The organism is Novosphingobium sp. (assembly GCF_041915465.1).
In the GTDB taxonomy this organism is placed as follows: Bacteria; Pseudomonadota; Alphaproteobacteria; order Sphingomonadales; family Sphingomonadaceae; genus Novosphingobium.
The window spans coordinates 1-11,212 of record NZ_JAYSBK010000096.1 but is presented as its reverse complement, the minus strand read 5'-3'; the positions used below and the strand labels follow the sequence as shown (position 1 = coordinate 11,212).

The following is an 11,212-nucleotide window of genomic DNA, read 5'->3' as shown; positions in this document are numbered from 1 at the left end:
GGATGGGGTGATCCAGCCATTTTCGGGTGACACGGAGATCTTCATCACTCCGGGCTACCGCTTTCGGGCGATTGACGGGCTGATGACAAACTTCCACCTGCCCAAGTCGACCCTGTTCATGCTGGTTTCCGCGTTGATGGGGCTTGATCGGATGCAGGCCGCTTATGCCCATGCTATCAAGGCCGGATACCGCTTTTACAGCTATGGGGATTCGAGTTTGCTGCTGCCGGGAGCGAGCTGAGCCGCGATGGGGGGCGCCAGGCATCGGACGCCGGTCGGGAGCGCTGAGCCCGGCGCGGGGTTGGAACTGCGCTCCGTCTCGAAGCGCTTCGGCAGGCGCCAGGTGCTGCGTGATGTATCGCTCCGGGTCGGGCGCGGGGAAATCGTCGGCCTGTTCGGACGCGACGGTGCGGGCAAGACCATCTGCTTTGAAGCGATCATGGGGCTGACCGGGATCGAAACCGGCCAGGTGCTGCTCGACGAACGCGACATCACCCGGCTGACGATTGACCGGCGGGCTCCGCTGGGGCTGAGCTTCCTGCCTCAGGAAACCTCGATCTTCCGGGAAATGACCACCGCGCAGAACATCGCGGCGGTGCTGGAATTGCTGGAACCCGACAAGGCGCTGCGGGGACCGCGCCTTGATGCGCTGCTTGCGCAGTTCGACATCGACTATGTCCGCGATACGCCCGCAACGCGTCTGTCGGGCGGCGAGCGGCGGCGCTGCGAAGTGGCCCGCGCGATGGCCCAGGCCCCGTCGATCATGTTGTTCGACGAACCCTTTTCCGGGATCGATCCGATGACGGTGAACTCGATCGTCGAGGTGATCTCAGGCCTGCGTTACCACGATGTTGGCGTCCTGATCACCGACCAGAATATCCCCGCGATGATCGGCCTGATCGAGCGCGCCTATGTCCTGCATATGGGCGAGGTGATCTTCGCAGGATCGGTTGACGACATGCTGGCCGACGAGCTGGTGCACCAGGTCTATCTCGGCGCGAAGAGCCATACACGCTGATCTAAGCGGGATTTGCCCACGCTGCCTGGCGTCTGCAAACCTACCGTCCGAACAGACTGTTCGTATCGATCACCCGGTCGATCAGCGCGTCTTCCGGCGGTAGCTGGCCGTCGAGCATCAGCATGGCGAGGCCGTGAACCAGCGACCAGGCCTGCATCACCAAGGTTCGGGCGTCCTCGGGATCGGGAGCGATCCTGGCGGCATAGTCTTGCAGCATCAGCGCGGCCCGGCTGTTGCCGAAAACGGTTGGCCCTGAACGGCACGAATAGGCGAAGGTCAGGCGGAACAGTGCCGGGTTGGCCAGCGCAAAGCGGACATAGGCGCGGCCCGTGGCGGCAAAACTCTCATTCGGGGCGGCGGCTTCGGCTGCGGCCTCCTGCGCATGAAACAGGCGCTCGATCCCGGCATCGGCGAGGGCGGAAAACAGCGCGCGCTTGTCGGGGAAGTGGCGATAGACCGCCGTTGCCGAAACCCCGACATCGCGCGCCAGCTGGCGCAGCGACAGGTCTTCGATTTCGGTGGTTTCGAGCGCCTTCAGCCCGGCTTCGACCAACGCGGAACGCAGGTCGCCGTGGTGATAGGTGCGGGCGGCGAGGGGTGATGTTGACACTGTTACCATGTGCGCTATGTTTACGGCATAAACATTAAAGGGAGATTCGCATCATGGCAAGCGCCGTCGAAACCGTGATCCGCAATGTCGTAACCAAGGGCGTGACCAAACTCGCCGCCTTCAACCGCGCGCGGCAGGACGAAAACCGCCAGCATCCCTTCCTGACCGGGATCCACACCCCGATGACCGAAGAGCGCACGCTGACCGACCTTCAGGTTACCGGCACGATCCCGCCCGAACTTTCGGGCCGTTATGTCCGCATCGGGCCGAACCCGCTGCGCCCCGATCCGCGCGGGCACCACTGGTTCATCGGCGATGGCATGGTCCACGGGGTGCGGCTGCAGGACGGCAAGGCACTGTGGTATCGCAACCGCTACATCCGCTCGCAGGACCTGGAGGCCAAGGGCGGCCCCAAGGCGGCGCCAGGGCCGCGTCGGGGGCGGCGCGACCTCATCAACACCAATGTGATCCAGCACAATGGTAAGACGCTCGCCATTGTCGAGGCAGGTTCGTTCCCGGCCGAACTGTCCGACGATCTCGAAACGGTCACCTACACCGATTTCGGCGGAACACTGCACGTACCCTTCAGCGCGCACCCGCACCTCGATCCCAGGACCGGCGAACTTCACGCGATCGTCTATGACGGCATGACGCAGGACACCGTCTGGCACGTCGTCGTCTCACCCGAAGGCAAGGTGGTGCGCGAAGAGCCGATCCCGGTCGAACACGGCCCGTCGATCCACGAATGCACCATCACCGAAAACTACGTGCTGGTGTTCGACCTACCGGTGACCTTCTCGATGAAGGCGCTGATCGGCGGCGCGCAGTTCCCCTATGCCTGGAACCCGGACCACAAGGCCCGCGTCGGCCTGCTGCCGCGCCAGGGCAGCGCGGACCAGATCGTGTGGTGCGATGTCGATCCGTGCTACGTCTTCCATGTAGCCAACAGCTATGAGACGGCGGACGGCAAGGTCATTGTCGACAGCTCGGTTCACGAAACGATGTTCGCGGGCGGCGCCGATGGCCCCAACGGCCGCCCGCTGGGGATGGAGCTCTGGACGATCGACCCGGCGGCCCGCAAGGTCACGCGCGTCACGCTCGACAGCGCGCCGCAGGAATTCCACCGCCCGGACGAGCGCTTCTTCGGCCAGTCCTATCGCTATGCCTGGTCGCTTGGCCTGCCGACCAGCGACGATCCGGGCTTCCTCGGGGCGACGCCAATCTACCGCTATGATCTGGAAACCGGCGCGCGCAGCCAGCACGATTTCGGGCCGAACCGGGTGCCGGGCGAATTCGTGTTCGTGCCGCGCAGCGCCGATGCCCCCGAAGGCGACGGCTGGATCATGGGCTATGTGATCGACGCGGCGAACGAGACGACCGACCTGGTCATCCTCGATGCGGCGGATGTGGCCGCGCCGCCGGTCGCCAGCGTCCATATCCCGCACCGCATTCCGCCGGGCTTCCACGGCAACTGGCTGCCGGACGCGACTTGACAATAATCAAGACAAACCCCTCCCGCTGCTGTTAGCCAAGGCGCAAACAAGGAGAGGGAGGGGTATGGCGGATTCGCGACTGCCATTGGTTGAAGCAGCACTGGAACACGCAGCCGAAGTGCTGGGCGATGTGACCCCGCTGGTCATGGCCGAGTTCTTTACCCGCTATCCCGAGGCCGAGGCCAGCTTTGCCCATCACGCCCCACACAACCCGGCCAAGCTTGAGGCCGAGATGGTCGAGAACGCGCTCTATTGCCTGATGACCTGGTGCGAACGCCGGGCCGAGGTGGAGATCATCCTGCAAACCTCGGCGCCGCATCACAACGATACGCTGCAGGTTCCCTATGCCTGGTATTCCAGCATGATCGCGGCCACGGGCGCTGTGCTGGCACGGGCCAGCCGCGACGAGGGCGAGCGATCGCTGTGGCAGGATCTCTGCGCGGAGCTTGAGGCGGCCGTCGCTTCCGCGGCGTGACCACGCTGCCGCTCGACTAGCTGCGCGCGGGCGGCTAGGGGCAGCGCATGTCCGCCCCGCGCTTTCAGTTTTCGATCCACGCCACCGATGGCAAGGCCCGCACCGGCACGATTGCCATGCAGCGCGGCGAAATCCGCACGCCTGCCTTCATGCCGGTTGGCACGGCGGCCACGGTCAAGGCGATGAAGCCCGAAACCGTCCGCGCGACCGGAGCCGACATTATCCTTGGCAACACCTATCACCTGATGCTGCGCCCCGGCGCCGAGCGCGTGGCGCGGCTGGGCGGGCTGCACAGGTTCATGAACTGGGACCGCCCGATCCTGACCGACAGCGGCGGCTATCAGGTGATGAGCCTTAGCGAACTGCGCAAGATCACCGAGGAGGGCGTGACCTTCGCCAGCCATATCGATGGTTCGCGTCATCTGCTCACGCCCGAGCGCTCGATGGAAATCCAGCGCCTGCTAGGTAGCGACATCGTCATGGCCTTCGATGAATGCCCGCGCGCCGATGCCCCCTATGATGTGATCGCGGCCTCGATGCGGATGTCGATGCGCTGGGCCAAGCGCAGCCGCGAAGGGTTTGACAGCGGCGAGGAGCACGCTGCGCGCTCGGCCTTGTTCGGCATCCAGCAGGGCGCGCTGCATGAAGACCTGCGCCGCGAAAGCGCCGAGGCGCTGCGCGGGATCGGCTTCGACGGCTACGCGATTGGCGGCCTGGCCGTGGGCGAGGGGCAAGAGGCGATGTTCGCCACGCTCGACTTCGCACCCGATATGCTTCCCGAAGACCGTCCGCGCTACCTGATGGGGGTGGGCAAGCCCGATGACCTCGTCGGCGCGGTCGAGCGCGGGGTCGACATGTTCGATTGCGTGCTGCCCAGCCGTTCTGGCCGCAACGGGCAGGGCTTTACCTGGAATGGCCCGGTCAACCTGCGCAATGCCCGCCATGCCGAGGACACCGCGCCGCTTGACGAGCGCTGCCCCTGCGATGCCTGCACCAAGTACAGCCGGGCCTATCTGCATCACCTGCACAAGGCGGGCGAGATCCTGGGGGCGATGCTGCTGACCGAGCATAACCTGACGTTCTACCAGCAGCTGATGCAGGGGATGCGCGATGCCATCGCGGGCGGAACCTTTGCCGTCTTCGCCGCCCAGTTCCGCGCGGATTATTTGCACCGATAACGGAGCAGGTTTGACACGCGCCGCGTGGCTGTCATGCTAAGCCCCTGAAATTGCTTTTACGGGGGCTTTGATGCGGCGGTTGCTTGGTGGTGTTTCGGTGGCGGTGCTGGCCTTGGCCGCGATGCCGGTTGCGGTCTATGCCCAAAGCGCAAGCGAACTTGCCGCAAAATTCGGCGCGCGCCCGGCGATCCTCGACATTTCGATGTCGCCCGGCGGGACCCGCGCCGCCATCATTGCCCCGGCAGAGCCGCAGGGTGAGGCGCTACTGATCGCCGACCTGGTGAACGGCGGCGCGCCCAAACCGATTCTCGCCTCGACTGCCCAGGGCGAACACCTGCGCCACTGCGATTGGCCGAGCGAGGAACGACTGGTCTGCCAGGTGGTGGTGCAGACCAAGGACACCGGTGACATGACGGTTTATAACCGGATGATCGCGGTCAATGTCGATGGCAGCGACGTGAAGAGCGTGACCCGCCAGCGCAGCAGCCGGGCACTCGGTTTAGCGCTGTACGGCGGTGAAGTGATCGACTGGAATGGCGGCAAGCCCGGCGAAGTGCTGATGACCCGGCTGGTCGTGCCCGAATCCGATCTCAACACCCGTTTGGCGCAAAAGGGCGAAGGGCTCGCGGTTGAGCGCGTCGATACGTCGTCGTTGCGCTCTTCCCCGGTCGAACAGCCGGTCAAGAACGCGGTCGACTTCATCAGCGACGGGCGCGGCAATATTCGCGTCATGGGGAGCAATCCTTCGACCGGGACCGGCTACGACAAGAACTTCATCGACTATTTCTACCGCAAGCCGGGCGAACGGAGCTGGACCGGGCTGGGGCGGCTGACGTTCAATCCGATCGGCACGACCAGCGGGTTTGCGCCGGTCGCGGTCGATCCGGATGCCAACGTCGTTTACGGCTTTGACGATGCCGATGGTCACACGGCCGTTTACCGCGTAAAGCTGGATGGCAGCGGGACGAGCGAACTGGTCATCGCCAAGCCGGGGATCGACGTTGACGGCCTTGTTCGCTTCGGCCGCAGTGGCCGGGTGGTCGGCGCAACCTATGCCGGCGAATATCGCCGCACCGAATTCTTCGATCCCATCCTGCAAAAGCTGCGCACGTCGCTGGGCAAGGCGCTGCCGGGGCAGCCGCTGGTCGACTTCCTCGATGCCAGCGAAGATGAAAACAGGATCCTGGTCTTTGCCGGCAGCGACCGCGACCCGGGGATGTTCTACCTGTTCGATCGCTCGGCAAAGAAGCTCGAACAACTCCTGCCGATGCGCCCGCAATTGGCTGGGGTGCAACTCGCCGAAATGAAGCCGGTATCCTATCCGGCCAAGGACGGCACGATGATCCCGGCTTATCTGACCCTGCCGGTTGGCTCCGCGGGCAAGAACCTGCCGACTATCGTCATGCCCCACGGCGGCCCCGGTGCGCGCGATGAGTGGGGGTTTGACTGGATGGCCCAGTTCTTCGCGGCGCGGGGCTATGCCGTGCTTCAACCGAACTATCGCGGTTCGGCGGGCTATGGCTCGGACTGGTTCGAAAAGAACGGGTTCCAGTCGTGGCGCACGGCGATTGGCGATATCGACGACGGCGGTCGCTGGCTGGTGGCGCAAGGGATTGCCGCGCCAGACAAGCTGGCGATCGTCGGCTGGTCCTATGGCGGTTATGCGGCGCTGCAATCGCAGGCGCTCGATCCCTCGCTGTTCAAGGCCGTGATCGCAATCGCTCCGGTGACCGATCTTGCGCGCCTCAAGCGCGATCATCAGGACTACACAGACTATCTGATCGTCAGCCAGTTCGTGGGCGATGGCCCCCACCTGCGCGAAGGTTCACCGGCCCAGAACGCGGATAAGTTCGCCGCGCCGGTTCTTCTGTTCCATGGGGAATGGGACTGGACAGTCGATCCCGGCCAGAGCGACCAGATGGCCGCCGCCTTGCGCGGGGCGGGTAAGCCGGTCGATCTCGTCAAGTATCCCGGCCAGGCCCATTCGATCGATAATGCCGCCGACCGCGCCGATCTGCTGACCCGGTCGGACAGCTTCCTGCGCAAGGCTTTCGGAATGCCGACGAACTGATCCGAACGGCGCAAACGAAAAGGGCGGCCCCGCGGGGCCGCCCTTCGAATTTCGCAGGAACTGCGAACTTAGCGCGAATAGAATTCGACGACCAGGTTCGGTTCCATCTTCACCGGATAGGGCACTTCGTCGAGCGTGGGCACGCGCACGAAGGTGGCCTTGTCGCCTTCAGCGGCAACATATTCCGGCACTTCGCGTTCGGGCAGCGACTGCGCTTCGGCGATCAGGGCCATTTCCTTGGCCTTGGCGCCCAGCGAGATCACGTCGCCCGGACGGACGCGGCGGCTGGCGATGTTGCACTTCACGCCGTTCACATAGATGTGGCCGTGCGAAACGATCTGGCGGGCCGAGAAGATGGTCGGCGCGAACTTGGCGCGGTACACCACCATGTCAAGGCGCTGTTCCAGGAGGCCGATCAGGTTCTGGCCGGTGTCGCCCTTCATGGACGAAGCTTCCTGGTAGGTGCGCTTGAACTGCTTTTCGGTCACGTCGCCGTAGTAGCCCTTGAGCTTCTGCTTGGCGCGCAGCTGGATACCGAAGTCCGAGAGCTTGCCCTTGCGGCGCTGGCCGTGCTGGCCCGGGCCATAACTGCGGCGGTTCACCGAGCTCTTGGGACGGCCCCAGATGTTTTCGCCCATACGGCGGTCAATTTTGTACTTCGACGACTTGCGCTTCGACATGGCGCATCGACCTTTCAATTTGCATGGCTGGCGACAACCGCCCGCCTACTGGTCCGGAACCGCACCATTCCGCCCAAAACGGCCCAAATCGACCGAAACGGAATGCGACCACCGCTTCACCGGAGTGCGGGGTCAATTGCGAAGGCGCGCCTTTGGCCGCAGATTGGCGGAAAGTCAAGCTTTCGGGGCACGTTTTTCGAGCGTGGAGAGCACGCCGCGCATCGTGCGCACTTCCAGATGGTTCCAGCCCGGCTTGGTCAGCATGTTGCGCAAGGTCAGCCGCGTGGCCTCGGCGCGGGCCGGGGGGAAGAAGTAATTGCGCGCTTCCAGCATGGTTTCCATCTGGACGATCATGCCTTCCAGCTCCTCCTGCGGGGCCGGGGGCAGCAGATCTTCGACGGTCGGCTGGGCGAGGCCCTGGTGCTTCGACCATTCATAAGCGCACAGGATAACCGCCTGGGCCAGGTTCAGGCTGGCGAATTCGGGGTTGATCGGCACGGTCAGGATCGCGCGGGCCAGCGCCACGTCCTCGGTTTCAAGGCCCGCGCGTTCCGGCCCGAAGACGATGGCAGAGCGCCCCACGTCAGTATGGATCGCGCGCGCGGCCTCTTCCGGGGTGACGACCGGCTTGGTTACCCCGCGCTTGCGCACGGTGGTGGCATAGACATGGGCGCAGTCAGAGACCGCTTCGGCCAGCGTATCGAACACGGCAGCCTGTTCCAGCACCACGTCCGCCCCGGCCGCGGCCGGACCGGCGCTGGGATTGGGCCAGCCATCGCGCGGGGTGACGAGGCGCAGCTCGGTGAGGCCAAAGTTGAGCATGGCGCGCGCCGCCTTGCCGATGTTCTCGCCCAGTTGCGGGCGGACCAGGACAATGACGGGCTTGAGCGCCCCGGCGTCAGGACTTTCCGGCATCGCGGCCACCGACGTCCTGGATGGTGCTGGCAAATTCCTCGAAGTCGCGGGCTTCGGTAAAGTCGCGGTACACGCTGGCGAAGCGGATATAGGCAACGCTATCGAGCTGGCGCAGCCCATCCATCACCATTTCGCCGATCGCCTTGGCCGGAACCTCGCTTTCGCCCATCGTTTCGATCTGGCGCTGCACGCCCGAGACAAGCTGGTCGATACGCTCCTGCGTGATCCCGCGCTTGCGGCAGGCGAGGGCAACGGACTGCTCGATCTTGGCCCGGTCAAACGGCTCGCGCTTGTCGCCACTCTTGACCACGGCGATTTCGCGCAGCTGCACGCGTTCGAACGTGGTGAAGCGCGCGCCGCAGCTGTCGCACTGGCGGCGGCGGCGGATCGCGGTGTTGTCCTCGGTGGGCCGCGAATCCTTTACCTGGCTGTCGTCATGGGCGCAGAACGGACAACGCATTTACGGGCGCAAACGCTTGTAGAGCGTGAAGCCCGCGCCCAGCAGCGCGCCAACCGGGATGCTCAGCACCGGCAGCAACAGGCCGGCAACCCCGCCGATCGCCGCGCCGGTCAGCACCGGCCCCGTCGAAGGATGCTTCATGCCCTGCTTGGCCATGCCGACGATTTCTTCCTTGGCATCGCCAAGCAGATCGTCGCCGCGGTTGGGATCGGTCATCGCTTACACCTCCGGATAGATCGGGAAGCCGCTGCACAGTTCCTCAACGCGCGCACGAACGCGTGCTTCGACCTGGCCGTCGCCTTCCTCACCGTTGCGGGAAAGGCCTTCTACCACTTCGGCGATCAGCGCGCCAATTGCGCGGAATTCATCCTCGCGGAAGCCGCGGGTGGTGCCGGCGGGCGTGCCGAGGCGGATGCCCGAGGTGACGAACGGCGAACGGCTGTCATAGGGGATGCCGTTCTTGTTGCAGGTGAGATAGGCCCGGTCGAGGCCCTTTTCGGCGGCCTTGCCGGTCACGTCCTTGGGGGTCAGGTCAACCAGCATCAGGTGGTTGTCGGTGCCGCCCGAAACGATCCTCAGGCCATTGTCGGCAAGGCTGGCGGCCAGCGCGCGGGCATTGGCGACAATCTGCGCGGCATAGGCCTTGAACTCGGGCTGGAGCGCTTCGCCAAAGGCCACCGCCTTGGCCGCGATCACGTGGACCAGCGGGCCGCCCTGCATGCCGGGGAAGACCGCGGTGTTGAACTTCTTTGCAAGGTCTTCGTCGTTGGTCAGGATCACGCCCGAACGGGGGCCGCGCAGGCTCTTGTGGGTGGTGGTGGTCACTACGTGCGCGTGCGGGAAGGGCGAGGGGTGCGCGCCGCCGGCGACGAGGCCCGAGAAGTGCGACATGTCGACCAGCAGGTAAGCGCCAACCGCATCGGCGATCTCGCGGAACTTCTGGAAGTCCCACACCCGCGAATAGGCGGTGCCGCCAGCGATGATCAGCTTGGGCTTGTGCTCATGGGCGAGGCGTTCGACCTGCTCCATGTCGAGCTGCTCGTCGTCCTTGCGCACGCCATAGGGGATCGGCTTGAACCACTTGCCGCTCATGTTGACGGGCGAACCGTGGGTCAGGTGACCACCCGAATTGAGGTCGAGCCCCATGAAGGCGTCACCCGGATTGAGCAGGGCGAGGAACACGGCCTGGTTCATCTGGCTGCCCGAATTGGGCTGGACGTTGGCGAACTGGCAGCCGAACAGCGCCTTGGCGCGTTCGATCGCGAGGTTTTCGACCACGTCGGCATATTCGCAGCCGCCGTAATAGCGCTTGCCCGGATAGCCTTCGGCATACTTGTTGGTGAAGACCGAGCCGGTCGCATCCAGCACGGCGCGGCTGGTGATGTTCTCGCTCGCGATCAGTTCGATCTTGTGCTGCTGGCGCTTCAGTTCGCCCTGGACTGCGGCGAACACTTCGGGATCGGTTTCCGAAAGGCGGGCAGTGAAGAAGCCTTTGGAGCGGATCGCCGGCAGGGTGTCGGTGGTCGCGGTCATGCAGTGGCTCCTTCGAAGGGGGGATTGGAAAGCTTTTCGACGCGGCCGGTGTGGCGACCGCCGCCGAAATCGGTGGAAAGGAAGGCGTCGAGGCAGGCCTTGGCCATATCCTCGCCGGTCAGCCGCGCGCCCATGGCGATGGCGTTGGCGTTGTTGTGTTCGCGCGCAAGGGCAGCCGAAAGCGGTTCGGAGACAAGCGCGCAGCGCAGCGCCGGGTGGCGGTTGACCGCGATCGAGATGCCAATGCCCGAACCGCACAGCGCCACGCCGAATTCGGCGGTGCCGTCGGCCACCACCTCGGCCAGCTTGTAGCCATAGTCCGGATAGTCCACCCGGTCGGCGGTTTCGGGGCCAAGATCGGCGACCGCGTGGCCCAGGCCGATCAGGTACTCGCGCAGCACCGCCTTGAGGTCGACGGCGGCGTGGTCTGAAGCAATCGCAATGCGCATGGCGATGGGGGCCTGTCGTCAGGGGAGATTCGTTCGCGCCCCCCTTAGTGGCGTGTTGTCCACATTTCCAGCGTCAGAGGGCAAAATCCTTAGGGAAAGCGCCAATCGTAAGCAGTGCTAACGGAATTCCGGGGCTTGCCAGCGCCTTCACTCGACAATCGTCACACCGTCCACCAGCGCCAGCAGCGTGGATCGGTCAGCCGGGGTGTAGAGCGACTTCGAGGCGTGGACGTCGATGTAATAGTTGCCCTTGACCCGGCAGGTGTGGATGTGGCGCTGCACCTTGCTGCCATCGGGCGCAAGGTTGACGGTATATTCCTGAAGCGCCGC

14 protein-coding genes are annotated in these 11,212 nt (G+C 64.7%); 6 read left to right on the top strand and 8 right to left on the bottom strand.

What is annotated here, in order from left to right; all coding sequences use genetic code 11:
• Window positions 1-241, top strand: a 241-nt coding sequence (locus tag ACE3SN_RS13805) for an S-adenosylmethionine:tRNA ribosyltransferase-isomerase (RefSeq protein WP_374530945.1), incomplete at its 5' end; no start/stop codon positions are given.
• 102 nt (window positions 242-343) lie between these two features.
• Window positions 344-1,018 carry an LPS export ABC transporter ATP-binding protein gene (gene lptB, locus ACE3SN_RS13800; protein ID WP_374530943.1) on the top strand — a complete coding sequence of 225 codons (675 nt, stop codon included), beginning with the start codon at window positions 344-346 and terminating at the stop codon, window positions 1,016-1,018.
• A gap of 40 nt (window positions 1,019-1,058) precedes the next feature.
• Here lptB and ACE3SN_RS13795 read toward each other — a convergent pair whose 3' ends face one another.
• Window positions 1,059-1,637, bottom strand: coding sequence for a TetR/AcrR family transcriptional regulator (locus tag ACE3SN_RS13795; protein WP_374530941.1), 579 nt, complete (start codon window positions 1,635-1,637; stop codon window positions 1,059-1,061).
• A gap of 44 nt (window positions 1,638-1,681) precedes the next feature.
• On the opposite strand from ACE3SN_RS13795, the gene ACE3SN_RS13790 reads away from it, so the two are divergent.
• From ACE3SN_RS13790 to ACE3SN_RS13775, 4 genes are all read left to right on the top strand, one after another.
• Window positions 1,682-3,121 carry a carotenoid oxygenase family protein gene (locus ACE3SN_RS13790; RefSeq protein ID WP_374530939.1) on the top strand — a complete coding sequence of 480 codons (1,440 nt, stop codon included), beginning with the start codon at window positions 1,682-1,684 and terminating at the stop codon, window positions 3,119-3,121.
• 64 nt (window positions 3,122-3,185) lie between these two features.
• Window positions 3,186-3,596 (top strand): hypothetical protein, encoded by a 411-nt coding sequence (locus ACE3SN_RS13785; protein WP_374530937.1) that lies wholly within the window; start codon window positions 3,186-3,188, stop codon window positions 3,594-3,596.
• A gap of 47 nt (window positions 3,597-3,643) precedes the next feature.
• The gene (gene tgt / locus ACE3SN_RS13780) at window positions 3,644-4,774 is read left to right on the top strand and encodes a tRNA guanosine(34) transglycosylase Tgt (protein ID WP_374530935.1); all 1,131 of its coding nucleotides are present in this window, start codon (window positions 3,644-3,646) and stop codon (window positions 4,772-4,774) included.
• Window positions 4,775-4,844: 70 nt separating this feature from the next.
• Window positions 4,845-6,845 (top strand): alpha/beta hydrolase family protein, encoded by a 2,001-nt coding sequence (locus ACE3SN_RS13775; protein ID WP_374530934.1) that lies wholly within the window; start codon window positions 4,845-4,847, stop codon window positions 6,843-6,845.
• Window positions 6,846-6,913: 68 nt separating this feature from the next.
• Here the strand turns inward: ACE3SN_RS13775 and rpsD are convergent, their stop codons facing one another.
• The 7 genes from rpsD to ACE3SN_RS13740 form a co-directional block, all read right to left on the bottom strand.
• Window positions 6,914-7,525, bottom strand: a complete 612-nt coding sequence (rpsD, locus tag ACE3SN_RS13770) for a 30S ribosomal protein S4 (protein WP_374530932.1) — start codon at window positions 7,523-7,525, stop codon at window positions 6,914-6,916.
• Window positions 7,526-7,699: 174 nt separating this feature from the next.
• Window positions 7,700-8,440: an RNA methyltransferase gene (locus tag ACE3SN_RS13765; RefSeq protein WP_374530930.1), complete on the bottom strand. Its 741-nt coding sequence runs from the start codon at window positions 8,438-8,440 to the stop codon at window positions 7,700-7,702.
• A complete protein-coding gene (nrdR, locus tag ACE3SN_RS13760; RefSeq protein ID WP_374530928.1) occupies window positions 8,424-8,900 on the bottom strand; it encodes a transcriptional regulator NrdR in 477 nt (158 codons plus the stop codon). Before nrdR ends, ACE3SN_RS13765 begins: the two co-directional genes overlap by 17 nt.
• The gene (locus tag ACE3SN_RS13755; RefSeq protein WP_374530926.1) at window positions 8,901-9,116 is read right to left on the bottom strand and encodes a hypothetical protein; all 216 of its coding nucleotides are present in this window, start codon (window positions 9,114-9,116) and stop codon (window positions 8,901-8,903) included. It abuts the gene before it with no gap.
• A gap of 3 nt (window positions 9,117-9,119) precedes the next feature.
• Window positions 9,120-10,433 (bottom strand): serine hydroxymethyltransferase, encoded by a 1,314-nt coding sequence (glyA, locus tag ACE3SN_RS13750; RefSeq protein ID WP_374530924.1) that lies wholly within the window; start codon window positions 10,431-10,433, stop codon window positions 9,120-9,122.
• Complete coding sequence (locus ACE3SN_RS13745) at window positions 10,430-10,882, bottom strand: RpiB/LacA/LacB family sugar-phosphate isomerase (RefSeq protein WP_374530922.1); 453 nt, start codon at window positions 10,880-10,882, stop codon at window positions 10,430-10,432. Before ACE3SN_RS13745 ends, glyA begins: the two co-directional genes overlap by 4 nt.
• A gap of 147 nt (window positions 10,883-11,029) precedes the next feature.
• On the bottom strand, window positions 11,030-11,212 hold a 183-nt coding region (locus tag ACE3SN_RS13740; RefSeq protein WP_374530920.1), incomplete at its 5' end, for a hypothetical protein.

Excerpts from the sequence above, each read along its gene's own strand:
- nrdR (WP_374530928.1), bottom strand. The coding sequence starts at position 8,900 with ATGCGTTGTCCGTTCTGCGCCCATGACGACAGCCAGGTAAAGGATTCG.
- rpsD (WP_374530932.1), bottom strand. The coding sequence starts at position 7,525 with ATGTCGAAGCGCAAGTCGTCGAAGTACAAAATTGACCGCCGTATGGGC.
- ACE3SN_RS13785 (WP_374530937.1), top strand. The coding sequence starts at position 3,186 with ATGGCGGATTCGCGACTGCCATTGGTTGAAGCAGCACTGGAACACGCA.
- glyA (WP_374530924.1), bottom strand. The coding sequence starts at position 10,433 with ATGACCGCGACCACCGACACCCTGCCGGCGATCCGCTCCAAAGGCTTC.
- ACE3SN_RS13765 (WP_374530930.1), bottom strand. The coding sequence starts at position 8,440 with ATGCCGGAAAGTCCTGACGCCGGGGCGCTCAAGCCCGTCATTGTCCTG.
- ACE3SN_RS13795 (WP_374530941.1), bottom strand. The coding sequence starts at position 1,637 with ATGGTAACAGTGTCAACATCACCCCTCGCCGCCCGCACCTATCACCAC.
- ACE3SN_RS13755 (WP_374530926.1), bottom strand. The coding sequence starts at position 9,116 with ATGACCGATCCCAACCGCGGCGACGATCTGCTTGGCGATGCCAAGGAA.
- ACE3SN_RS13790 (WP_374530939.1), top strand. The coding sequence starts at position 1,682 with ATGGCAAGCGCCGTCGAAACCGTGATCCGCAATGTCGTAACCAAGGGC.
- tgt (WP_374530935.1), top strand. The coding sequence starts at position 3,644 with ATGTCCGCCCCGCGCTTTCAGTTTTCGATCCACGCCACCGATGGCAAG.
- ACE3SN_RS13745 (WP_374530922.1), bottom strand. The coding sequence starts at position 10,882 with ATGCGCATTGCGATTGCTTCAGACCACGCCGCCGTCGACCTCAAGGCG.
- ACE3SN_RS13775 (WP_374530934.1), top strand. The coding sequence starts at position 4,845 with ATGCGGCGGTTGCTTGGTGGTGTTTCGGTGGCGGTGCTGGCCTTGGCC.